This window comes from Marinobacterium stanieri (assembly GCF_900155945.1).
Classification (GTDB): Bacteria; Pseudomonadota; Gammaproteobacteria; order Pseudomonadales; family Balneatricaceae; genus Marinobacterium; species Marinobacterium stanieri.
In genome coordinates this window covers 405,178-428,890 of record NZ_FTMN01000001.1, presented here as the reverse complement: position 1 = coordinate 428,890, position 23,713 = coordinate 405,178, and the positions used below count along the sequence as shown (strand labels likewise).

At 54.9% G+C, this 23,713-nt stretch carries 16 protein-coding genes; 14 read left to right on the top strand and 2 right to left on the bottom strand.

All coding sequences use genetic code 11. The features are described 5' to 3' along the window. Positions 1–2 precede the first annotated feature (2 nt). The gene (locus BW956_RS02020) at positions 3–4,424 is read left to right on the top strand and encodes a prealbumin-like fold domain-containing protein (protein WP_076460388.1); all 4,422 of its coding nucleotides are present in this window, start codon (positions 3–5) and stop codon (positions 4,422–4,424) included. Positions 4,425–4,506: 82 nt separating this feature from the next. Here the strand turns inward: BW956_RS02020 and BW956_RS02015 are convergent, their stop codons facing one another. Both BW956_RS02015 and BW956_RS02010 read right to left on the bottom strand, forming a co-directional pair. Beyond that, a complete protein-coding gene (locus BW956_RS02015; RefSeq protein WP_175611949.1) occupies positions 4,507–7,386 on the bottom strand; it encodes an Ig-like domain-containing protein in 2,880 nt (959 codons plus the stop codon). 992 nt (positions 7,387–8,378) lie between these two features. Next, a complete protein-coding gene (locus BW956_RS02010) occupies positions 8,379–9,782 on the bottom strand; it encodes a sigma-54 dependent transcriptional regulator (protein WP_276327815.1) in 1,404 nt (467 codons plus the stop codon). A gap of 219 nt (positions 9,783–10,001) precedes the next feature. On the opposite strand from BW956_RS02010, the gene BW956_RS02005 reads away from it, so the two are divergent. From BW956_RS02005 to BW956_RS01945, 13 genes are all read left to right on the top strand, one after another. After that, positions 10,002–11,777 carry an ExeA family protein gene (locus tag BW956_RS02005; RefSeq protein ID WP_076460382.1) on the top strand — a complete coding sequence of 592 codons (1,776 nt, stop codon included), beginning with the start codon at positions 10,002–10,004 and terminating at the stop codon, positions 11,775–11,777. Positions 11,778–11,793: 16 nt separating this feature from the next. Then, on the top strand, positions 11,794–12,489 hold the full coding sequence (locus BW956_RS02000; RefSeq protein ID WP_076460380.1) for a general secretion pathway protein GspB: 696 nt from the start codon (positions 11,794–11,796) through the stop codon (positions 12,487–12,489). Positions 12,490–12,580: 91 nt separating this feature from the next. Then, positions 12,581–12,979 carry an acyl-CoA thioesterase gene (locus BW956_RS01995; RefSeq protein ID WP_076460378.1) on the top strand — a complete coding sequence of 133 codons (399 nt, stop codon included), beginning with the start codon at positions 12,581–12,583 and terminating at the stop codon, positions 12,977–12,979. Positions 12,980–13,010: 31 nt separating this feature from the next. Further along, positions 13,011–14,039, top strand: a complete 1,029-nt coding sequence (locus tag BW956_RS01990; RefSeq protein ID WP_010325009.1) for an AI-2E family transporter — start codon at positions 13,011–13,013, stop codon at positions 14,037–14,039. A gap of 64 nt (positions 14,040–14,103) precedes the next feature. Then, a complete protein-coding gene (locus BW956_RS01985) occupies positions 14,104–16,962 on the top strand; it encodes an HD domain-containing phosphohydrolase (RefSeq protein WP_076460376.1) in 2,859 nt (952 codons plus the stop codon). A 141-nt stretch (positions 16,963–17,103) separates the two neighbouring features. After that, positions 17,104–17,586: a GNAT family N-acetyltransferase gene (locus tag BW956_RS01980; RefSeq protein ID WP_076460374.1), complete on the top strand. Its 483-nt coding sequence runs from the start codon at positions 17,104–17,106 to the stop codon at positions 17,584–17,586. Between the two features lie 117 nt (positions 17,587–17,703). Continuing rightward, entirely contained in the window at positions 17,704–18,477 is a 774-nt protein-coding gene (locus BW956_RS01975) for an ABC transporter ATP-binding protein (protein WP_076460373.1), read from the top strand. Between the two features lie 61 nt (positions 18,478–18,538). After that, the gene (locus BW956_RS01970) at positions 18,539–19,297 is read left to right on the top strand and encodes a transporter substrate-binding domain-containing protein (protein ID WP_076460371.1); all 759 of its coding nucleotides are present in this window, start codon (positions 18,539–18,541) and stop codon (positions 19,295–19,297) included. Positions 19,298–19,348: 51 nt separating this feature from the next. Next, on the top strand, positions 19,349–20,041 hold the full coding sequence (locus BW956_RS01965; RefSeq protein WP_076460370.1) for an ABC transporter permease: 693 nt from the start codon (positions 19,349–19,351) through the stop codon (positions 20,039–20,041). Further along, positions 20,038–20,772 carry an ABC transporter permease gene (locus tag BW956_RS01960; RefSeq protein WP_076460368.1) on the top strand — a complete coding sequence of 245 codons (735 nt, stop codon included), beginning with the start codon at positions 20,038–20,040 and terminating at the stop codon, positions 20,770–20,772. The genes BW956_RS01965 and BW956_RS01960 overlap by 4 nt, the downstream gene beginning before the upstream one ends. A gap of 166 nt (positions 20,773–20,938) precedes the next feature. Continuing rightward, entirely contained in the window at positions 20,939–21,937 is a 999-nt protein-coding gene (locus BW956_RS01955; protein WP_076460367.1) for a sensor domain-containing diguanylate cyclase, read from the top strand. Positions 21,938–22,047: 110 nt separating this feature from the next. Next, positions 22,048–22,977, top strand: a complete 930-nt coding sequence (locus tag BW956_RS01950) for a ZIP family metal transporter (RefSeq protein WP_076460365.1) — start codon at positions 22,048–22,050, stop codon at positions 22,975–22,977. Positions 22,978–23,136: 159 nt separating this feature from the next. Then, positions 23,137–23,706: a PH domain-containing protein gene (locus BW956_RS01945; RefSeq protein ID WP_076460364.1), complete on the top strand. Its 570-nt coding sequence runs from the start codon at positions 23,137–23,139 to the stop codon at positions 23,704–23,706. Positions 23,707–23,713: the final 7 nt, after the last annotated feature.

The following is a 23,713-nucleotide window of genomic DNA, read 5'->3' as shown; positions in this document are numbered from 1 at the left end:
ACATGTGGTCCCAGCTAATTGAAACCGATGCCTGGCGCAGGTGGCTATGGTTGCCCTTGGCAGTAATGACACTGCTGATGTCCTGGGGTGCTCAAGCGGCTTTTCCGGTGCAGATCGGTTTTACCTTGGAAGGCTGTCGTCTGGAAACCGGCGCAACCTATGATCAAACAACCTTTACCTGTACCGATGAGGGCTATGTAACCGGTAACCTGGGTAAACAATGGAACGAGTTGGACTATGTGCCGCACCGAGTGACACTTCACAACGGTAACGGGGCACAAACGTTCGACTTCATCGTCGCCGGGGACTACACCCCAAACAGCACCAGTACCACCGGGTGGGATGACATCACTGCACTGACATTGAATGCATCTCTTTCGGATGGTAGCTGTAACGCGGTTGTATCCGGCCCCGTAAGTATCACGCCACCCGGTGATGGTGCCGGTGGTGCGCATGAAACCATTTATCGTCGTATCGAAGCCACCATGGCGGCAGACGAAACCTGTGTATATGACTATGCACAGCGCCTGTCTCTGGGGGCCAGCGAGTTCAGTGGTTCCTCACTGCAGTCCAACCTGTGGAATGAAGACTTCGAAAACTCCAACATCGGTCAGAAACGTATTCAGTTGCCCGTTGCCGATATCCTGCCGCAGGAATTGGATAAGGACATGAACGCACAGCAGGATACCGTGTATATCTGGAACCTGACCAAAGAAGCGACACCTTCCTCACTGTCTTTCCAGAACAGCTGTGAACGCGATGATCCGATGACGGAAGAAACTACCATTCGTATCGAGTGGGAGCGTTTGCCAGGTGAAGCTGGCATGGTCACCATTGTGACCAATATCTACGCGACCAACCCGGCTCACCTGGATGTACATGTCAGCATTGAAGACATGATCTACGGTAATCTGGGCGGTGGTGAAGTGCTGCTGGATACCGCATCAGCGATTGATGTGCTGGTACCGGCAGGGGAAACCGTCAAGATCCTGACCCATACCATCCCGGATGTAGATGAGTCTGTATTCGGTCTGAATGACGTGGCCACCGCCACTTATAAGATCGGTGAAATCGAGGTTCCGGGTCAAACTCAGGCGATTGCGTCTGCAGATGTTCAGCCCAGTGGTAACGAGGTGGATGCCACCGCTGTTATTACCGATGTGGAAGGGCCTATCACCGGTCTTGGCTACATGTTCTCGGTTGACTCTGTTGATGGCAGTGGCGGCTTCACGGATGGCTACACACTTGGCAGCATGACCGCAGGTCCGGTGACCTGGGAGTCCTCGCAGCAAAGTGGCAATGGCTATGTCGAGTTCGTCAAAACCATCTACCTGGATGAGCCGCGTGACAGCAATGGCGAGCTGCCGGATACCGCAACCCTGCTGGCGTCCAATGGCTATACCGCCGAGAAAAATGCCAGCGTTTCATTCGCCGACTATCCGTTGGTTGAGCTGACCATTCATAAAGCCATTGACCTTGAGCTGGACGAAGGTGAAAGCGCCAGCTTCTACTTCGATGTCTACAAGGTAATGGAAGGTGAAGACGAGCTGGTCGCTGATAATGTGGAAATCGGCTTCGGCCCGGGTGAGCTCAATAACCAGGTAACCCTGGGTAACCTCGATCCGAATGAAACCTACCGTGTCGTGGAAGTGAGCGGCAGTGATGGTTTCGTGCTGGACGACGAACAGCAGGCCAGTATCCTGTTGCCGATTTGTGGTGGTGATGTCTACTTCGTCAACGAAGCAGAACCCGCCAGCGCCAAGGCAGTCAAGGTCACTGTACCTGAAAGCGAAAGTCCGGCAGGCTTCGAGTTCCTGCTGACCGGTCCTGGACTGGACGGTGGTGTACTGGCAGTCTCCAATGAAGCGGGTGATGCCGTCTTCCCGGTGGATCTGTTCGAAGGTGTATACACCATTACCGAACAGCCACGTGATGGCTGGGAACTGACAGGCGTCAGTGATGGCGAAACCAATAACCTCGAAGGCGGCTTCTGTACCTTTACGGTCAACCTGCCGGAAAGTGCAGACTACGAGTTCTTCTGTACCTTCGAGAACACTCGCCTGGCTGCTCTTATCATCACTAAGGTGGTGGAAGGCAACAACGCGCTGAATCTGGCCGGTAACTTTGACTTCGACAGCAGCGTCGGCAGTCTGGATGCCTTGCTGGATGCTGAATCCTGGAGCTTTGGGCCAGCAGCCCTGTCGGGTGACAGCGTATCCCATACCTTCCTTGATCTGTCCCCAGGCAGCTATGATGTCAGCGAGGTGGATCCGGTGCTGAGCCTGTTCAGCCTGACCGATATCAGCTGTAATGACCCCAGTGGCGACAGCACCACAGGTGGCTTTACCGCCAATATCGAGCTGGCAGCGGGTGAAACGGTTGAATGTACGTTCACCAACACCAAACTGGCAGCGCCGGGTAATCTGATCATCTACAAAACCACCATTGGTGACATAGGCAGCTTTGACTATGTCAGTGGTGATGACAGCCTGCCGCCGTTCAGCATTGCGACACTGTCTGAAGGTGTTGATACCACCGGACCTCAGGCAACCTTCCTGAGCCTTGAAGAAGGTATCTACAACCTGAACGAGATCGTGCCTCCGGGCTGGGATCTGACAGGCTTGCGCTGTGAAGACGATACCGCAATCTTCGGTGAAACCACGGTCGACTTTGACACCGCTTCCATCAGTGTCAGCATCGATAACGCTGAAACAGTCGAGTGTTACTTCGAGAACACCCGCCACAGCTTTATCATCGTCGATAAGGTGACCGACCCGGCACAGGATCCGCAGCTGTTCGACTTCCTGCCGGACTACGCTGATCCGTTCTCACTGGCCGATGAAACCGACCCGCACATGTCAGGACCTCTGACTGCCGGTGTCTATTCAGTGTCTGAGAATGTACCGGAAGGCTGGGATCAGACCGATGCCTACTGTAGTGATGGCAGTGACCCGGGTAGCATCAGCCTGCAAGCCGGTGAAACCGTAACCTGTACGTTTGAGAACACCAAGCGTGGTTACATCATTGTTGACAAGGTGACTGATCCGGCACTGGATCCGCAGCTGTTCGACTTCCTGCCGGACTACGCTGATCCGTTCTCACTGGCCGATGAAACCGACCCGCACATGTCAGCTCCGCTGGTACCGGGTGGCTACTCAGTGTCTGAAAGCGTACCGGAAGGCTGGGATCTGACCGATGCCTACTGCAGTGATGGCAGCGACCCGAGCAGCATCAGCCTGCAAGCCGGTGAAACCGTAACCTGTACGTTTGAGAACACCAAACGTGGTTACATCATTGTTGATAAGGTGACCGATCCGGCACTGGATCCGCAGCTGTTCGACTTCCTGCCGGACTACGCTGATCCGTTCTCACTGGCCGATGAAACCGACCCGCACATGTCAGCTCCGCTGGTACCGGGTGGCTACTCAGTGTCTGAAAGCGTACCGGATGGTTGGGACCTGACCGATGCCTACTGTAGTGATGGCAGCGATCCGGGCAGCATCAGCCTGCAACCGGGTGAAACCGTAACCTGTACCTTCGAAAATACCAAACGCGGTATGGCCGATGTACTGAAAACGGTCTCTGGAGTTGCGCCGAATGGTGTCTACCCGGCCTTTGACTTCCAGATCCGCAGTGGCAGCACCGTTGTTGCAAGCGCCACCACCGATCCGGTGACCGGCTATGCCAGCTTCAGCTGTGAAGTAGATGTGAACTCGGATCTCTGTGTCGATGTCGAGGGCATGGCGAAGCTGCTTCCGGGCGACTACGCCTTCTGTGAGCTGGATGTTCAGCCTGGCTGGCTGGTAACCGGCAGCAGTAATGATGGCCCGTTGATCTGGTACTCACTGAGCGTAGGCGAAGACTACATCGGTGAATGTGCCAACTTCACACTGAGTGTGGCTGAAACCGAAAGCTTCAATGTGGACAACACACCGCCTCCAGGGGGTAATGCCCGCACCATCGGTTTCTGGAAAAACTGGACCAGCTGTGACGGCAAGGGCAACCAGTATGACCGCTGGCTGACCGATCCGGAATACTATGATGTTCTGGATGAATTCCTGCCGGTAGCACTGCATCCGGAAATGCTGATCGAAGACTGTGCCGTGGGCGTGGATATCCTGGATAAACGGGATGTTGCCAACCCTGCTGAAGTCGGTGACGGTCGTAAGAAAGCTGGTGATGCAGCCTACGGTATGGCGGCTCAGCTGATGGCTGTTCAGCTTAACATTGAAGCAGGTGCGGGTACTTGCCCGGCACTGATGGATGCCAAACTGGCCGCTGAAGCGCTGCTGGTAAGCATCGGCTTTGATGGTACCGGTGACTATCTGAAGAAAGCCAAAGGGCCTAATGCTACAGTGGCACAAGAAGCCAATACGCTGGCCGGCATTCTGGATAGTTACAACAATAACCTGCTCTGTCCGTAACAGAGCCTGATCTCCGAACCTGATCGGAGCATAAAAAAGCCGCGGTGGGGGAAACCCGCCGCGGCTTTTTGTATATCAATGCTTACTTGTTTTTACCTTTGCCATTGCCCGGGCCACCAGTACTGCCGTCGCTGCTGGAGTCACTGCTCAAGACGATGCTGACGGTTGTTGTTGCAGCCTTGTCACCGTCACTGATGGTGTAGCTGAAGCTGTCATCACGTTTGAACGACTTGGCTGGGGTGTAGGCCAGGGTGCCATCCGAGTTCAGACGGACACTGCCTTTATTGCCTTGGGTAAATGCGCTGACTTCAATCGTACTGCCCTCTGGGTCGTAATCGTTGGCAAGCACCGCAATCTGTACACTCTGTTTGCTACTCAGGGTAACGCTGTCGGCGATAGCCACTGGCGCTTCGTTGACACTGGTCGGCTCTGCAACGGTAATGATGACAGTAGCGGTTGCGCTGGCACCCTCAGGGTCTTGCACGGTGTAGCTCAGGCTGGTCTGGCCACTGAAGCCGGTTGCCGGGGTAAAGGTCAGGGTTCCATCGGCATTGATGCGGACATTGCCGGTTGCTGCATCGGCTGCCGTGATACTCAGGTTGCCGCCTTCAGGGTCATAGTCATTACCAAGAACAGAAAAGGTAACAGCTGTTTCAAATTCGGTGCTGGCACTGTCATTGACCGCTACCGGAGCTTCATTCGATACCGGCTCGGGCTCAGGTGCAGCCTCAACCTGAATGCTCAAATTGGCACTGTCGCTGCCGCCCTGACCATCACTGATGCTATAGCTGAAGCTGGTCAGGCCACTGAACCCCTGGGCTGGCGTAAAGGTAATGCTGTTATCGCCATTGATTTGCGCCGTGCCGTTCAGTGCGTTCACTGAGGTGACACTCAGGCTGTCGCCATCGACATCACTGTCGTTGGCCAAGACATCAATGGTGACGGGGGGTTCAAATGCTGTGCTGGCAGAATCACCCAGTGCAACCGGTGCCGTGTTAGCAACGGGGTTGTCGATGACAACAGTTGCCTGGTCCTGTGCCTGTACGCTGCCAGAGGTGGCGCTGGCTGTCAGGGTGTAATAGCCATCGGTTGCACTCTCAGCCGTGGTAAGGCTCCAGCTCAGGCTTTGTGTTTCACCCGGCGCCAGGTTTAAAGAGGTGTTACCAAGCTGGCTGCTCCAGCCACTGGGGGCCTGGGTTGCAAGTGAATACTGACTGCTGGCGCAGGCTGAACTGTCACGGTTGGTCAGCGTCAGGGTATAGCTATGGGTAGCACCTGATTGAGTCCAGACGGTAGTTCCCGGGGTGATGTCCAGAATTGGCTGCACCGGGTTGCAACTGATTGGGCTGCCATCCAGCTGAACGTTGACCTGAGCCAGGGTGCCATCCACCCATTCAGTAGCCAGAGTGACGCCTGAATCGGGGTCGGTGAACTGTTGGCCAACTTCCAACGCCGGGTCACGCGTGTCGGTATAGCTGGAAGACTTGCTGCCGGGCGTCATATCCAGCATGTAGCTGCTGTTGCCTTTGTTGCTGATACCGGTGTGAACGACAACGCCATTTTGCACATTGGCATTGCTGGCAAAAATAGAGTCGTAACCGTGAGCTTGACGGTATTCAACATAGAACCACTCCGACTCACCGGAAGCGGCATCGGTGCCTTTGGCAATTTTCAGTGCCTTGGGCGCATTGCCCGGCAGGCCTGCGTAGGGTTCCAGTTCATGCAGGCCGCTGCTGGTTACGGTCTGGATATGTCGGCTATCGAGCCAACCCAGGCGTTCTTTCTGGAATGTAGTGAAGTGACCGCTTACTCGGCCCATGATATCCACACCATCACCGTATTCGTCACTGGAGCAGTTACTGCCCAGCACGTCAGTGCCACACTCCAACGCATGGGAGTGATACAGGCCCAGGTTGTGCCCCATTTCGTGGGCAACAGTGAACCAGTACATGGAGCCATTGATGATCATGGTAGAGTTGGTGCCACCGACGGAGCCCACGCCCGAAAAGCCGCAGGTTGAAGTGCTGGGCATGGCGAAGATCAAACGGTTGTACTGGCTGGTGTCATACCCGGCGCTGGCGGCAGCGTCCATCGCGGCATTGACGATGCTGGTAGTATCGCAGCTGGCGCCATTGATCGGCAGGTTGAGCCAGGGAGTAACATCGCCGGTGAGCCAGGTTTGGCCGAAGGAGTTCTCGTAGATAAAGTCGCTGGCCTGGTCGAAAACGGTGCTGCGTGCCTGCTCCGGTGTCCAGGGCTCGGATCGGTCGTCGCTGAAATTGACGTTGATCACCAGTGTGGATTGAGCGCCGAAGGTCGCGCTGTCGGCGGCGGTGCCACCGTTGCTGCCGCCAGTACTGCCACCATCAGCAGCCAGCATCAACATACCAGGTTCCAGTGCCACATCACCATCCGTTGCACTCTCGGCGTCACCGGCAACGAGAACCCCGTCCAGCTCTACTTCCTGGCCGTGTTTGAGCTGACCGGGTTTACCGGCAAAATGGAGTTCAAAACGCTCGCCGAAGGGCGTTTTCAGGTAGTGCTTGAGTTGATGGCCACCGTCTTCCTTGTCCTCATAAAAAACCTCCAGCTGGCCCTGCAGGCTGAGGCGCTGCTCAAGTTTTTCAATGACCTGCTTTGGCATAGCCATCTGCTTTTGCGCAGGAATAGCTAACTGCAGAACGATTTCAGGGTGCTGCTGCATCAAGCTACGCAGTGTCTCACGGCGAGTGTCAGCTTCCTGAACCAGTTTGCCTAACAGTTGCGCATTACCCTGGCCTGAATTGCTCCAGCGTTTTTGCAGGGCTACCAGGTTCTGTGATTGAGCGCGGGCTTGCTGCGGCAGGTTGGTCTGGGCATGAGCGGACGCAGCTGGTGCCGCATGAACCGTGGGGGCCAGGGTTGTGGCCAGAATGCTCAGTGCCAGTAGGCAGGGTTTCGCGGAAGGTCTTTGCTGCAGCATGCTCGTCTCCTGAATCATCAAGTTCAGCAAGATCCTCATGCGAGCAGGCACTGTCTCGGCTCAGTGAGTATTCTCCTTCGGTAGCCGGGCCAGAGTCATCCAGGATGACTCTCCCATGGCTTTGCGTGACTGTTCCAGTCGTGCCTTTTCGGGAGAGGATCTCAAATCTGTAATGCTCAAGCGAAGTATTTGTAGTGGCGGCTTAACAGACTCTTCGTCTGATCAAGTTGTGCAACAGGTCTGAACACGAACTATGAACAAGTGTTCAGTTTCAAATACTCGATATGAGCTAGATGTGTTTAAAATATGATCAAAATTAATTGGTGGCGATAATATCAGGCGGGTGGAAAATGTATAGGTGACACTTTTTTGAAGCTGTGTTAAATATTTGATAGGTAATTATCGAGTGTTTCATTTATTTAACAGCTTCTATATTTGAGGTGTTAATTAAATGAAAGTTTCAGGAGGTTTTTCGATAATAAAATACAAAGTGTTAGTCTTTTAGAGACAATGTATAAACATGTTGTAAACCATGGTTTACACATTTTAGGAATTGGCGGCGGGGTGGGATTTTTAGACTTTTTTGCTATATGTTTCTTCGGTTTCGTCCCATAAGGCAATAAGCCTTTCCAAACTGCTTTCAGGACTAGTCCCACCAGCATGCCAGGGCCGTTTTCGCTGCCAGTGTGTATCACCCAAAGACGTGGCGGTCGGCACTTCATAGATGTCCTGGTCAGTTGCTGAGCTGGCGGAAGGGGGCGTATCGGCAGAGTTGGTCTCCGGTTGGGACCGAATCAAGCGGTGTGTTGAAAATGCCTTGCGTAGATGTCTCATAGGAAAGCCCTCTCTCCCGGAGAATTCAGCAGGATTCAGGCCAACTTATCCGTATATCTTTACGTTCAATTGCTTGTGACACTGCTAGCCTGTTGGAGGGGAGGTAATGGCCTGCGGATGTAACGCGCCATGAACAGCGGCCAGAGGTGGCCGGCTGCTCAATGATGGGCGGTTTTGGTGTGCAAATGGTGCTTTTCGATCATGCGATAGAGGGTTACGCGGGAAACATCCAGTGCCTTTGCCGCTTTGGACACGTTGTTCTGACATTGCGCCAGGGTATGGGCGATCACCACTTTTTCCGCCTCGGCACGTGCTTCGTCGAGGGTTTTCATACAGTCGCTGGCAGAGGTGTGGCTGGCGAAGGCTTCAAGGTTAAGGTCCTGTGGGGTGATCAGGTGGTTGTCGCTCATGATCATGCTGCGGCGGATACGGTTAATCATCTCGCGCACATTGCCGGGCCAGGTGTATCGGTTAATTGCCTCTATAGCCTCTTGAGTAAAGCCTTTGAGGTGGCCGCCGTGATCACTGGCAAACTTGTGGAAAAAGAACCGGGCCAGTAACTCCTTGTCCTCGCCTCTTTCCCTTAAAGGGGGGACGCGAATCTGCAGCACACTGAGTCGGTAGAACAGGTCTTCTCGAAAGCTCCCGTCCCTCACTGCTGCGTCCAGATCTGTATTGGTTGCGGCAATCACACGGGCATCAATTTCCAGAGGGGTGTTGGAGCCAAGCCGCTCGATTGTACCTTCCTGCAGAAAGCGCAGCAGGTGTGCCTGAAGGTTATTGGCCAAATCACCGATTTCATCCAGAAACAGCGAGCCTCCCTGAGCCGCTTCAATGCGTCCAAGGCGGCGTTGGTTTGCACCCGTGAAGGCACCTTTTTCGAAGCCGAACAGTTCCGACTGAATCAGGCTCTCCGGCAGAGCGCCGCAGTTTACGGCGATGAAAGGGGCTTGCTTGCGGCTTGAGCGCTGATGGATGGCCCGGGCTATCAGTTCCTTGCCCGTTCCACTCTCACCCATGATCAGAACAGCGGCGTCCGTTTGCGCTGTCTTGCGTATGAGATTGAAAATACTGAGCATCTGAGAGCTGGAGCCGACCATCTGAAACTGGTTGTCGGCTTCCTGGGAAACCTGCTCAAGGTGCTGCAAGTGGTACAACCCATAGGCGTGTCCCATGATGACAGAGAGGTGCTCCTTATTGCCGTCCAGCGGCAGTGAGCAATAGTCGTAGAAGTTCTCAAACAGCAGTCGGCGCAGATCTACGTCGGTAAGTTGCTCTGGCTTGATCAACGCAATCCAGGCAATTTCATGGTGTTGTTGAAAGAACTGAACCAGGGCATTTTTATTGCTGAGCTCTGACCAGTCAAAACAGGTAACGCCGACCATGTAGGGTGAGGCTTTCAGCTGCTCCTCCGCTGCTTCCAGACTGTTGACTGAGTGAAAGGACCATCCCTGGAAGTGTTCAATATCAAATGTCATATTGCTGGCGCTGCATAAATCAACATAAATTGCTGAGCGGCCAGTATCGGAAGGTTTAGCTCCCAAGGCTCCTAAGGTGTTCATTTTATTAACCTCGCGGCTGAACAACCGGGAAGGGCGGGGGCACTGTATATTAAAAGTGTAGTCTGTTTATTGAATAAGCACTGAAATATTACTCAATGAATTATCATTCATGATGCTTGTTTTTCATCTCCAATGAATCCTTTTAAGCCTTAGTGGCCCACAATTATGACAGGCGGAAGCTATAGTTAACTGAAATTGGCACAAGAAAGGTGATGTGTCATGTATTGTGATTATTTTGGCTTACAGGAGCCCCCATTCTCCATTGCGCCCAACCCGCGCTATCTCTATATGAGTGAGCAGCACGAAGAGGCACTGGCACACCTGCTTTACGGTATTACTGCTGATGGCAGTTTTATCCTTCTGACCGGCGAGGTCGGTACCGGCAAGACCACTCTTTCCCGGCATTTAATTGAACACCTGCCTGACACAACCGACTTTGCTCTGATTCTGAATCCGCAACTGGAGCCGCGAGAACTGTTGGAAGCCATTTGTGAAGAGTTACGCATAGAGACAGAGGCGGGCTCTGCACCCTCCATGAAACAATTGTGCAGCTTGATCTATGACTTTCTCTTGCAGCAGCATGCACAGGGGCGCAACACCCTGCTCATCATCGATGAGGGACAGCAGCTTTCGTTTGAGGCTCTGGAGCAGGTTCGCCTGCTCACTAACCTGGAAACCAGTGAAGCCAAGTTACTGCGTGTAGTACTGCTGGGCCAGCCGGAACTGCTGACGCGGTTGGCCCGTGATGATCTGCGCCAACTGTCCCAGCGTGTCAGCGCCCGATACCATCTCGGGCCCTTGTCAGAGCCGGATCTGAAACGTTACATCGAACATCGCTTGCATGTGGCCGGTCTCAGTCGTCCTGTTTTCCCCGCTGCCACCATCGACTGCCTCTATCGCCTCTCCTCAGGTCTGCCCAGAGTTATCAATCAAATATGTGACCGTGCCTTGCTGGGAACCTATGTTCAAACCGGAAATGAGGTCACGGTTAAAACCCTGCAAAAAGCGGCCAGGGAGGTGTTAGGGGACGAAAGCGGAGCCTGTTTGCACCCTCGGCGCTCCATGCTGTTTTGGGTGTCACTGGTCATTTTGTTGGGACTGCTTGGCTGGGGTACCGGGCTTGGGTTATCCATACTATTCAGTGGGCAGCTGAAAGTGCCCGAGTACCTGAGTTGGCAGGCGTTTGTAAAAGAGCAGCAGGCACCAGTGCTTGGCGAGGCAGACCTTGTCGTACTGCGTCAGCAGCTTTTCCCCTGGGAAAAAGGTGATACCGGCCTGGAAAATGTTGCGGTGTCCAGTGACTTCGATGTGGGCATGGATGTGGGCAATGGCTTTGAGGCAACACAGGTGTCCAATGCGAATGTTGGGCTCACCAATGGGCAGCCAGTTAGTCATGCTGAATGGCCGGCTCCAGAGGATGTGAACCTCGCCCAGGTGCTGGCCTACATGGAGTTGTTCTCAATTTGGCAGCTGGAGTACGACCCGCGTCAGGACCCTGTCGTGTGCGACTATGCCGCCCGGCACGGGCTGGGATGTTTGTCGATGCAAGGCACCATGCTACAGCTCATGCAGTTGGACCGTCCTGCAGTGATTACGTTGAAGGCAGAGGAACAGGACTACGAAGCACTTCTGGTCCAGCTGGAAGCAGGGTGGGCTGAGGTTATTGTCAATGCTCAGGTCCACAAGATACCCGTATCACGCTTGAAGGAGCTGTGGGGCGGGCAGTTCACGTTGCTTTGGCGTCAGCCTCCCGAATACCCGGGGCCCTTATGGCCAGGAAGCCAAGGGGCGGGTGTCGACTGGTTGAACCGTCAGCTGGCGCAACAGCGGGGAGAGAAGGCTGATAGAAAGCTGAACTACGATGCCCAGCTTTATTTACAGGTCAAACATTTTCAGCAGCAACAGGGGTTGGCAGTGGATGGCATTGCCGGGCCCCTCACGTTGATTCGACTAAATAGCCTGCTGCAGCCCGAGTTGCCGCGTTTGAGTGGCTGAAGTGAGGTCCTCTGAGATGTCCTATATTCACGATGCACTAAAAGCTTCAACCCGGCAGCGGTCGGAACGCCAGGCTGACAGAGGTGGCTCACCTGATGCTGTGCCAGCCGAACCGGCACAAGCCGTGTCAGGAAAGGCGTTCGGTCGCGTACTGCTGGTGCTGATCCTGCTGTTATTGGGTGTCTGGTTATGGCAGGGGCAAAATGCGAAGCAGGCAATAACCAAAGCAGATGATCGAACTGATACTGACCCGCCTGTGGCAGCGGCGGCCCCCCCACAGGATGTTTCTGCCACAGACAGGGTGTCGGCGTTCAAGGGGGTAAGGATTGAGCTCGGAGCGCCTGCGGCTGATTCTGCTGGTGCGACCAGGGGGCAAAACCGGAACCTGACGCCTCAGCAAACGCCAGCTGTCACGACCGAGTCAGCCCCGGTGGAAGAGCCAGTGGGGGAAGCCCGGTTGATAAGCACAGACCCGTTTGAGGGACTGCCATATCTGCGTCAACTACCGGCTTCGCAGCAACGGGAGCTGCAGGGGCTGAGATTCTCGGTACATATTTACGCAGAAGATCCCGCTTCACGTCTGGTGAAGTATGAGGGGAGAGTCATGCGGGAGCAGGACTTTGTTCGCCCGGGGTTGAGGGTTATTTCCATCATTCCACGCGCCGTTGTCATGCAATACCAGGATACGCGTTTCAAGGTGCCAGCGTTGTAGGAAGCGGGCACCCGAGCGGGTGGAAGCTGGACGGGAATCCTGTCTGCACTGATATACTGGGCGCAAATATGAGTGAAAGGAAGTTACCACGATGTTCTCGCAAACCCTGACACCCGCTTTTTACGACACTGACGGGCTGGGCCATATCAATAATACCCGTCTGCCACAGTGGTTTGAGGGCGCGCGCAATGACCTGTTTCGAATTTTTACGCCGGATCTCGACACTAAAAAGTGGGAGTTGATCATGGCGCGTATCGAAATCGACTTTGTTGGCGAGCTGTTTTATGGCCGTGATGTCGAGATTCGCACGTTCATCTGCAAAATTGGTAACAGTTCTTTCACGGTGCTGCAGGAGGCTTGGCAGGACGGAAAGCTGGGTGCCCGGGGCAAGGCCTACATGGTGCGCTATGATTTTGCCAATGGTTGCGCCCAGAGCCTGACCGCTGAGCAAAAAGCAACGCTGGAAGTTCATTTCAAGGAAGAGGCCTGAACCGGGTCTGCGATCACAGGAGCCGTCACCTATGTCGGATTTCAACGGAGCGAGTTTTTCCTCAGGGTTTAAATGGCTGCTGGGGCTGGCGGCATTGATGATTGTTTTGGGCGCCTTGAAGGTGGCTGAAGCGATTGTCGTGCCCATGCTGCTGGCCATTTTCATCGCCATTATCTGTGCCCCGCCGCTGGCCTGGATGACCTCTCACAAGGTGCCGCCCTGGTTGGCAATCCTGCTGCTGGTGTTTACGCTGATGATTTTCAGCTGGGTACTGGTGCTGTTTGTCGGCTCGGCGATAGACACCTTTACTCTCAGGCTACCCACCTACCAGGCCCGGCTTCAGGAAGAGGCGGTTAAACTCCTGCCTTTCTTTGAGCGTCTTGGACTGCCTGTTACCCGCGAGCAGTTTCTCAATCACTTCAATCCGGGCTCCTTGATGCGTCTGGCAGGCAATGCTCTGACCAACCTGGGTGGGTTGCTGACGGATCTGATGTTGATCGTATTTGTCGTGATCTTCCTGCTCATGGAAGCAACCCTGCTGGGGGATAAGCTGCACAAGGCGTTGCCCAGTGCTGAGCATTCACTGGAGCAAGCGGATGATTTCGTGCGTAAGGTGAACAAATATCTGGTGATCAAAACCACGATCAGTATTGCGACCGGTTTTCTGATTACCACCTGGTTATGGTTCCTGGGCGTGGACTTTGCGCCTCTGTGGGGGCTGGTGGCTGCGCTGATGAACTTCATTCCCAATGTGGGTTCGATCATTGCCGCGGTGCCGGCGGTACTGCTGTCCATTGTTCAACTGGGTTTGCCCGATGCCGCGCTGGTGGCGGCCGGCTATATTGCCGTCAACTTACTCATGGGGAATGTACTGGAACCACGCTATATGGGCACAGGGCTGGGGTTGTCGCCTCTGGTGGTATTCCTCTCCTTGATGGTGTGGGGCTGGATGTTTGGGCCGGCGGGCATGTTCCTGTCTATTCCGCTCACCATGATCGTTAAAATTGCGCTGGAACAAAGCCCATCGACGCGATGGGTCGCTATCATGATCGGAAACTAATGCTTATCGGCTGATCTATACTCCAACATCAAGGATTTTTGTTGCCACTCAGAGAGGATTTGAAATGGCGCTTTCCAGACGCGGTTTCCCGTTGCAATGGGTGATGGTCACGGTGATCGTGGGCATCACACTGCTGCTAAGTGCCATTCTCATCACGCGGGCGTATATCGACCAGCGGGACCTGTTGCTGGAAGCGGCCGAATCCTCTTCTGAACACCTTGCCGGGCGTCTGGATAGTGCCAATCTGAGCCTGTTGGCACCAGTGCAAAACAGTATCCAGCTGCTGGTGCACGATACCCTCCTTGAAGCCCGCTCGCTTGAACAGCGGCTCGAACGCCTGCCATTACTGGTACAGGTTCTCCAATCCAACCCTGTTACCAGTGCCATCTATGCGGGCTATCCTGACAAGGATTTTGTGCTCCTGCGTCAGCTTAAGTCTGATCGCGTGCGCCAATTATTGAACGCACCTGAACAGGCAATGTGGATGGTGCAAAGTGTCGACCACATCGATACCGATCGTGTTGAGCGCTACTGGCTGTTTTTTGACAGCAAAATGGCGCTGGTGGAAAGGCGAGAGGTCCCCGACTATAGCTTTGATCCAACCCTCAGGCCCTGGTACGAGGAAGCCCAGGGGAAGTCAGAGCCCGTACTGACATCTCCTTATCTGTTTTTTACCACCCGTGAAGTGGGGGTAACCCTGTCTCGGCAATCAGCCAGTGGTGGGGTCGTTGGCATTGATGCGTCGGTGGAAGAAATTTCGCGCGAGTTGGCTGCGCTTAAGCCCAAAGGTGCGCACCGGCTGGTAGTTGTTGACCCCACGGGCACGGTGGTGGCCTGGCCGGATCTGAATGCCATGCTGATTCAGCAGGGCAAGGATGTGCGTCTGGCCAATCTGGGGGAGCTGGGCGTACCCGCACTCGAAAAGATGAGAGCCGTCTCCAAACTGGATGGCCGCATGGTGCAATTTAACGAGGGCGAAGAGCAGTGGTTCGGTTTGCGACAACCTTTGTTAGCCATGCAGGGCGCTTCACTTGAGCTACTGATGGCAGTGCCTGCCAGTGAACTCCTTGCCGGGATCAGGGACCGGCGTCAGGCCTATGTATACTGGGCACTCTCAATCACTCTGCTGGCGCTGTTTATCGGTGCAGCCATGGCCTATCGTCTGACCCGCCCACTTGATCGACTGTCGAGTTGGGTGCGTGAGCTGGCGCGTTTCGATTTCAGCCGCTCGGGTATTAAGCCTTCTGGTGTGCGTGAAGTTAACCAGCTCAATGAAGTACTGGGAGGGATGGCGAATGCGATTCGTCACTTCCAGGCCATCAGCCATACACTTGCGCGTGAGCAGCAGCTAGAGCGCATGCTGCCGGGTGTGGCTGAACACCTCAAGGCCAGTATCGAGGCTGAAGAGAGTTCGATCTATCTGCTTGACCCCGAGACCTCAACGCTGACACTGGCCAGTGGTCGGGAAGAGTCCACACGCCTGCCACGCACAGTCAAGGGCGACAGCAACAACAGCAAGATGCTTGGCGCGCAGCTGGAAAAAGCCTTGCCGGATGGTCAGGGGCACTGGCTGGTCACGCCCTTGAAGGGTCGTGAGATTGAGCCGGCTGGCTTTATGGTGCTGCGTATTACCGATACTGATCCCAAGGCACAGCAGGCCTTGGCCAATTTTGTCGATGAACTGTCAGGATCGGCGGCAACGGCGATTGAAACCCGCCAGCTGATTGAAGCCCAAAAACGGTTGCTGGATGCCATCGTGCATTTGCTGGCCGATGCGATTGATGCCAAATCGCCCCATACCAGCGGTCATTGTGAACGTGTGCCCGAACTGGCACAGATGATGGTAGATGAGGCATGCAAAAGCAGTGACGGTGAGTTTGAACGCTTCCAGATGAGCGAAGAGCAGCGGTATGAGTTTCATCTGGCGGCCTGGCTGCATGACTGCGGCAAGATAACCACGCCCGAATACGTGCTGGATAAAAGTGTCAAACTGGACGCGTTGTATAACCGTATTCATGAGGTGCGGACTCGCTTTGAAGTGCTTTGGCGTGATGCCGAAATTCGCTATTTGAAGGGGCTGCTGGCGCAGGAGAACGAAGCCGGTTTACACGAGCGGTTACTGCAGGAGCAGGCAAGTCTGCAGGCTGACTTCGAGCGGGTGGCACGGCTCAACCTGGGGGCTGAATCAGTGACAGATGAAGATTTGGCCGACGTCCATCGTATCGCGCAACGCACCTGGGAGCGCAACTTCGATAAACGCCTGGGGCTTGCCGAAATCGAGCTGGAACGCATGCCCTCTGAAGGCGAGCTGCCGGTTACCGAGCCTTTACTGTCGGATCGCCCTGAACATCTGGTGTCATGGAATGGTCGCCGCCCGCCAGTTGAAGCTGACAACCCTGACAATGTCTGGGGCTTTGATATGAAGTTGCCGCAGCATCAGCAAAATCTGGGCGAAATCTATAACCTGACCCAGCGCTACGGCACACTGACCCCGGAAGAGCGTTTCAGTATCAATAATCACATTGTGCAAACGATTCGCATGCTGACAAGCCTGCCGCTGCCGCGGCAACTGCGTCGCATGCCGGAAATTGCAGGTAACCACCACGAGCGTGTTGATGGCCAGGGCTATCCGCGTCGGCTTCACGCCGGTGAGCTCAGTATTCCCGAGCGTATCATGGCGTTGGCTGACGTGTTTGAAGCACTCACTGCCGCAGACCGACCTTACAAGAAAGCCAAGACTCTTTCCGAATCGCTGCGGATTCTGGCTTTCATGGCGCGGGACGGGCATCTGGATCGGGCCGTATTCAAGTTGTTCCTTGAATCTGAAGTGTATCTGGAATATGCCCGTCGCTACCTGCCTGAGGAGCAGATCGATACCGTTGACCGTCGCCAGCTTTGGCTGCTGGCCAAAGGGGAGGGGTGAGTCGTCGGTACCAGATCGGGCCAGAAGCGCAGGGTACTGGCATGCAGTTCATGGCAACGTACAATAGCCGGCCAAAACAGGGCCGGCTTTTTTGTGCCCGCACAATCAGCTTTATCGGCCTAAGCATAGAAGGAGAAAGGAATGCACCCGGTTGAAATCAGAAATGCGACTGCAGACGATGCCAGTCTTATGCTCAGGTTCGTTCAGGAGTTGGCCAACTATGAGAAGGAGCCGGAAGCGGTAGTCGCGACGGAAGCTGATATTCAAGCCAGCATCTTTGGACCTGAGTCTACTGTTGAAGCGGTCATTTGTGAGGTAGCAGGTGAGCCGGTGGGCTTTGCCGTGTACTTTTACAATTACTCGACCTGGCTGGGTCGAAACGGCATGTATCTTGAGGATCTGTATGTGTCGCCGGCATATCGCAAGGTCGGAGCGGGCAAGGCGCTGCTCAAGCACCTGGCGGGTATTGCTGTGTCCAAAGGCTGCGGACGTTTTGAATGGTCGGTTCTGGACTGGAATGAACCTGCCATCGGCTTCTATCAGTCACTGGGTGCCAAGCCGATGGATGGCTGGACGGTATACCGTTTGACAGGGGCTGAGCTGGAAGCCCTGGCCAGGTCATAAGAAAACCGTAATTAGCACATTTCTGGAATATGAGGCCAGAAGGTGACGCTTTACAGCAAAAGTAGTACTATCCGCCGTTTAATTTGACCAAAGGTCCTATGGCCTACCGGGTTGTCCATGAGCGAAAAGAAGACCGCACTAGAACTGATCGACATTCACAAGTCCTACGGCTCGCTGGAAGTACTGAAAGGCGTCTCTCTCAGCGCCAGTGATGGCGAGGTGATCTCGATACTGGGTTCCAGTGGCTCCGGCAAGAGTACGCTTTTGCGTTGTATCAACCTGCTGGAACGCCCCAGTCAGGGGCAGATTCGCATTGCCGGTGAAGAGTTGGCACTGACAGCGGGCAAGGACGGCGACCTTCAGGCCAGTAACCGTCGCCAGCTGGAGCGGATGCGCGCCCAGGTCGGTTTCGTATTCCAGGGCTTTAACCTCTGGCCGCACAAGTCCATTCTGGAAAATATCATCGAAGCACCGACCCAGGTGCTGAAGCAGCCCCGCGAGCAGGCGGTCAGCCGGGCCAAAGAGCTGCTGGAGCGGGTCGGGCTGCTGAGCAAGGCGGATGCCTACCCGGCCAACCTGTCCGGTGGTCAGCAGCAGCGTGTTGCCATTGCTCGCGCACTGGCGATGGATCCGCAAGTCCTGTTGTTCGACGAGCCTACTTCCGCCCTCGACCCTGAGCTGGTTAATGAGGTGTTGGCGGTGATGCGTTCGTTGGCCGAGGAAGGCCGAACCATGTTGATTGTGACCCACGAAATGCGTTTTGCCCGTGAGGTATCCAGTCAGGTGGTATTCCTGCATCAGGGACAGATTGAAGAATCCGGTACCCCGGAGGAAGTGTTTGACCGCCCGCGCTCACAACGCGTAAGGGACTTCATGGCAAGTCATTCATGATGGTCTGAATCTTGCTGGAAAAAAGGGTCAATCTCAATACAACTGAATCGGTGAATACTCTATGAAAATAAACAAACTGATCTCTGCAGTGGCTCTGGCAGCCGTTACTACCGTGACAAGCACAGCGGCACTGGCTGGCGATAAAATTCGTATCGCCACCGAGGGTGCCTACGCGCCGTTCAACCTGATTAACGAGCAGGGTGAACTGGCCGGTTTTGATGTTGAAATTGCCAAGGCACTCTGTGCTGAAATGAAGGCTGACTGCGAAATCGTGGCGCAGGACTGGGACGGTATCATTCCCGGTTTGATGGGGCGCAAATATGACGCCATCATCGCCTCCATGTCCGTGACGGAAGAGCGTCAGCGCGTGGTCGAGTTTACCGATCGCTACTACTCCAATGTACTGGCTTTCGTTGCCGCTGAAGGCAAGGAACTGGATACCAGCGAAGCTGGCCTGAAAGGTCTGACCGTTGGTGCTCAGCGTGCCACCATTGCCGGCCAGTATCTGGAAGATAACCTGGCTGACGTGGTTGATATCAAACTGTACGACACTCAGGACAACGCCTATCTGGACCTGGCCAACGGCCGTCTGGACGCGCTGCTGTCTGACAAGTTCCCGGCCTACGACTGGATGCGTTCCGAGGATGGCAAGGGGTTTGACTTCAAGGGCGAAGACATCGATATCGATGACGAAATTGCCATCGCGATCCGCAAGGGTGACCCGCTGAAAGAGAAATTCAATGCGGCCATCAAGGCGATCGTTGAAAATGGTACCTACGAGAAGATCAACGCCCGTTACTTCCCGTTCTCCATCTACTGATACCACACTGGAGCCGGCCCCGGTCGGCTCCGCTAGCGGATACTCTGTTCAATGGATTTACTTGGTTTTGGTGACCTGCTGCTGTCCGGCGCCTGGGTGACGGTCAAACTGGCGTTGACCAGCCTGGTATTCGGCCTGATATTCGGCCTGCTTGGTGCATCAGCTAAACTGTCCCGTTTCTGGCCGGCTCGCGCGCTGGCAACCGCCTATACCACCTTTATTCGTGGTATCCCCGAGCTGTTGCTGGTCCTGACGATCTATTTCGGTGGCTCCATGGTCCTGATGGCCATTGCCGAGCAGTTTGGCTATACCGAATACATTGAAATCAGCGCCTTTGCTGCGGGTGTTGCGGCCCTGTCGATCGCTTTTGGTGCCTATTCCACCGAGGTGTTTCGAGCTGCCATTCAGGCCATACCCAAAGGGCAGTGGGAGTCCGCACAAGCGTTGGGCATGACACCGCTGAAAACCTTCTTCCGAATTATCCTGCCACAGGTATGGCGCTTGGCGCTGCCGGGGCTGGGAAACCTGTTTCAGGTATTGTTGAAAGACACTGCGCTGGTCTCGGTGGTCGGTTTGAACGACCTTATGCGTCAGGCCTATGTCGCAACCGGCTCGACCAAGCAGCCGTTTACCTTCTACATGGCGGCAGCTGTGATCTACCTGGGACTGACCGTCATTTCCACACTGATGACTACCTGGCTTGAGCGTCGCGCTGATCCGGCCTCACGGAGGGCTGCTGCATGAACTGGGACTGGAATGTCATCATTGAGTACTTCCCGCGCCTGATCGACGGTGTCTGGTTGACGCTGGAGCTGGTGTTTTTCTCCGGCCTGTTGGGGCTGTTGCTGGCAGTACCGCTGGCGCTGATGCGTGCATCGCACAACCCCTGGCTACGTGCCTTGCCCTTTGGCTACATCTTCTTTTTCCGTGGCACACCGCTGCTGGTGCAGATCTTCCTGATCTACTACGGAGCGTCGCAGTTCGAAGTGATTCGTGAATCGGTACTCTGGCCGATTCTGCGCGAGCCCTACTGGTGCGCAATTATTGCCTTCACTCTGAATACTGCAGCCTACTCCGCCGAGCTGATTCGCGGCGCCATCCAGGCAATCCCCAAGGGTGAGCTGGAAGCGGCCGATGCCTTTGGTATGAGCCGTGTACTCAAGATTCGCCGGATTGTGCTGCCCCGTGCCTTCGGTATCGTGCTGCCTGCTTACGGCAATGAGCTGATTCTGATGCTCAAAAGCAGTTCCCTGGCGTCCACGATTACCTTGCTGGATATTACCGGCGCTGCCCGTACGATTATTGCGCGTACCTATACACCGCTGGAAATCTTTGCCGCGGCCGGCGTGCTCTATCTGCTGATTGCCGCCGTGATGATCGGCTCCTTCCGTCTGTTGGAAAAACGACTCAATCGCCACCAGCACTACAAAATGCCCGCTGAATTGGCGGCTGTAGACCCACGTATGGTGGATTGACCCCGCGTCAGGCTGCCCATTTTTTGCGGGGTAGCCTGGCCGTTCTCTCTCTGTTCGTTTCCTGAAATGGCATCGTTCACTTTCGGCGACTATTATGATTGAGGGGGAAGTCTATTGCTTTGCCTTCGCCTTTATTGGCCCCCGGTAGTCAACTCAGGACTGGATCATGCCTACGCGCAGACAGCTGCTGCAGGTAATCCGTATCCAAAGTGAGCTTGCCAAGCTGGGGCTGGATTTGGGTGGGGCCATGCAGTTCATCGTCGAACAGACGCTATCACTGATTGATGCTGATGGTGCCGCTATTGAATTGGCGGAGCGTGAGGACATGGTCTACCGTGCGGCTGCCGGTATTGCTCGACCTCAGTTGGGGTTAAGGCTGAAAATCGACCAGAGCCTCACCGGTCTGTGTGTACGCCGTGGCAAAAGCCTGCTGTGTAAGGATGTCGAAACCGATACCCGTGTAGATCTTGATGCCTGCCACCGAGTGGGGTTGAGGTCGATGATCATTATCCCTCTCAAGCACCGAGGCATTGCTATTGGTGCGCTCAAAGCCCTTTCTGCCCAACCGGATAAATTCCAGAAGCGCGATGTGGTTTTGCTGCGCATGTTGTCAGATGTGATTGCTGCTGCCATGTATTTTTCTGTGAAATACAGTGGTGATGACCTGTTCATCAAGGCAACCCATGATGATATGACCGGGCTGGCAAACCGTGCGCTGTTTATGGACCGGTTACGTAATGCTGTGGCATTGATCGACCGGGATAAAAAGGTGGCAGGGGTGTTGATGATTGATATGGATGGGCTCAAGCAGATCAATGACAATTATGGCCACCGGGTGGGGGATGCCGTAATCCTCGAGTTTGCCCACCGCCTTGGCAAGGCAACCCGTGATATTGATACCGCTGCACGTCTCGGCGGGGATGAGTTTGGCGTTGTCCTGGCGACGCTGGAAAGTCCGGAAAGTGTTGAGTCAGCGGCTGCACGCATTGATGCCGTCAATCAGTCTCCATTTCTTTTCGAGGGCGAGTCGTACCAACTGAGCGCCAGTATCGGTACGGCGGTTATTCCTGGTGACGGCGTTGAGCCGGAGCAGCTACTGGATATTGCGGATAAGCGGATGTACTGCGTCAAGCGTGAGCGTAAAGCTCAGTTGTTCAGTGCTTGATGGGTCGCTGTATTGAGCGGACCTATAACCTGAATAGGTCGGGTTCATTGGACCTGGGTTCTGAAGGAGCTTAGTCTCTAGTCATTCGATGATTGATTGGAGATCCTCTCATGGAGCAGGCTCAGGCGCTGAATGACAGCTTTCGTGCGGCACTCAAACGTGAACTTATCCGGCACCGGTTTGCTGCCATCGGCATGTCGGTCGCACTGATTGTTGTTTTGCTGCTGTTGTTACAGAACAGTATTGTCGCTGTACAGAACGGGGGTGGAGAGCGTCTGCAAAATGCCATGCTCGGTGGTGTTGGCGGTTTCGTCTCGACAGCAGTGGGCGCCTTTCTTGCCTTGATGCTGGGGAACATCAAGGCGCGTACCCAGGACACCATGCTCGGGTTTGCTGCCGGTATGATGCTGGCTGCCAGTACCTTTTCCCTGATTCTGCCCGGTATCGAAGCCGCTGAAGCACTGATTTCAATGCCTATGCTGCCGGTTGCGGTCGTGATTACCGGCATGGGGTTGGGTGTGCTGCTGATGTTGGGGCTGGATCGATTCACGCCCCACGAGCATGACAACGAAGGTCCCTGCGGCCCCGGCTGTGAGCGTATCGGCCGTGTCTGGTTGTTCTTCCTGGCTATTGCACTGCATAACCTGCCGGAGGGCATGGCGATCGGGGTCAGCTTTGCCGACAACGATATGAGTGTGGGCGTACCGCTGACGGCCGCGATTCTGTTTCAGAATGTACCCGAGGGGTTGGCGGTGGCGCTGGCATTGCGTGCGGCCATGTTGAGCCCGATTATGGCAGCGGTGGTGGCCTCTGGCACCGGACTGATGGAGCTGCTGGGGGCTTTTGTCGGAATAGGGATTTCCGGCGGCATGCCTTTGGCATATCCGGTCGGGCTGGGTCTTGCTGCCGGAGCCATGATCTTTGTTGTCTCGCATGAAGTGATTCCTGAAACCCATCGTAACGGGCATCAGACGCCGGCCACGCTCGGTCTAATGGGAGGTTTTGCCGCCATGCTGGTACTGGATGCCGCACTGGGGTAAGCCTTTCCCTATTAGTTCTGTACTTTCATATGCACCCAGAGCTTCTCGCATGAAGCTCTGACTGTGGACGGGAGTCGAAAATTTGTCAGGGTAGGGTTTTATTAAGCTGATTCGGGCTAGAATTGCGCCGGAAGATTTCAAGGCTGACAAGGATCCGTGATGCTGCCCAACGAGAAAACGCTATTATCGGTTAAACGTTCCTGCCTGGCCCTGACGCGTGGCGCGCTGGACCTGGTTGTGACGCTTGTATTTATCTATTTGTCCGCACGTGCGCTGGCAAACCCGCCTTTCTGGGATAGCTGGTGGCTGGTGGAAGAATACCGGAAGCTGGCAACTCGATTTCTGTGGGAAGGTGCGGGTATTCCGGCTAGCTGGATAGCCATCGCTTTGGGTCTGGTTGCACTGCTGTTTGCACTGGATGCATTGCACCGGTTGGTGAGGGAGTTCAGCACCCGGTATGAGGTGACCAACCTGCGCCTTACCCTTAACCATGGCCTTTTGGGCAAACACCGCGAAGATCTGTACCTGCTGAGTGTGGACGGTGTCACCCTTGAGCGGAGCCTCGCAGGACGGCTTCTGGGTTGGGGCAGCCTGACGTTAAGAGGGCGTGGCAATAACGGCCTTGAATGGCGTTTTGTGCGTGATCCTGAAGCAGTGCGAGATCAAATCGACAAGCTTGTGCTGGCCAGGCGCATGCAGACCTCGGTAACCAAAAAAGCCGCTTCATGAGAAGCGG

Bases quoted from the DNA above. Each gene is read 5' to 3' on its own strand.
- BW956_RS02020 (WP_076460388.1), top strand. From the start codon at position 3: ATGTGGTCCCAGCTAATTGAAACCGATGCCTGGCGCAGGTGGCTATGG.
- BW956_RS02015 (WP_175611949.1), bottom strand. From the start codon at position 7,386: ATGCTGCAGCAAAGACCTTCCGCGAAACCCTGCCTACTGGCACTGAGC.
- BW956_RS02010 (WP_276327815.1), bottom strand. From the start codon at position 9,782: ATGAACACCTTAGGAGCCTTGGGAGCTAAACCTTCCGATACTGGCCGC.
- BW956_RS02005 (WP_076460382.1), top strand. From the start codon at position 10,002: ATGTATTGTGATTATTTTGGCTTACAGGAGCCCCCATTCTCCATTGCG.
- BW956_RS02000 (WP_076460380.1), top strand. From the start codon at position 11,794: ATGTCCTATATTCACGATGCACTAAAAGCTTCAACCCGGCAGCGGTCG.
- BW956_RS01995 (WP_076460378.1), top strand. From the start codon at position 12,581: ATGTTCTCGCAAACCCTGACACCCGCTTTTTACGACACTGACGGGCTG.
- BW956_RS01990 (WP_010325009.1), top strand. From the start codon at position 13,011: ATGTCGGATTTCAACGGAGCGAGTTTTTCCTCAGGGTTTAAATGGCTG.
- BW956_RS01985 (WP_076460376.1), top strand. From the start codon at position 14,104: ATGGCGCTTTCCAGACGCGGTTTCCCGTTGCAATGGGTGATGGTCACG.
- BW956_RS01980 (WP_076460374.1), top strand. From the start codon at position 17,104: ATGCACCCGGTTGAAATCAGAAATGCGACTGCAGACGATGCCAGTCTT.
- BW956_RS01975 (WP_076460373.1), top strand. From the start codon at position 17,704: ATGAGCGAAAAGAAGACCGCACTAGAACTGATCGACATTCACAAGTCC.
- BW956_RS01970 (WP_076460371.1), top strand. From the start codon at position 18,539: ATGAAAATAAACAAACTGATCTCTGCAGTGGCTCTGGCAGCCGTTACT.
- BW956_RS01965 (WP_076460370.1), top strand. From the start codon at position 19,349: ATGGATTTACTTGGTTTTGGTGACCTGCTGCTGTCCGGCGCCTGGGTG.
- BW956_RS01960 (WP_076460368.1), top strand. From the start codon at position 20,038: ATGAACTGGGACTGGAATGTCATCATTGAGTACTTCCCGCGCCTGATC.
- BW956_RS01955 (WP_076460367.1), top strand. From the start codon at position 20,939: ATGCCTACGCGCAGACAGCTGCTGCAGGTAATCCGTATCCAAAGTGAG.
- BW956_RS01950 (WP_076460365.1), top strand. From the start codon at position 22,048: ATGGAGCAGGCTCAGGCGCTGAATGACAGCTTTCGTGCGGCACTCAAA.
- BW956_RS01945 (WP_076460364.1), top strand. From the start codon at position 23,137: ATGCTGCCCAACGAGAAAACGCTATTATCGGTTAAACGTTCCTGCCTG.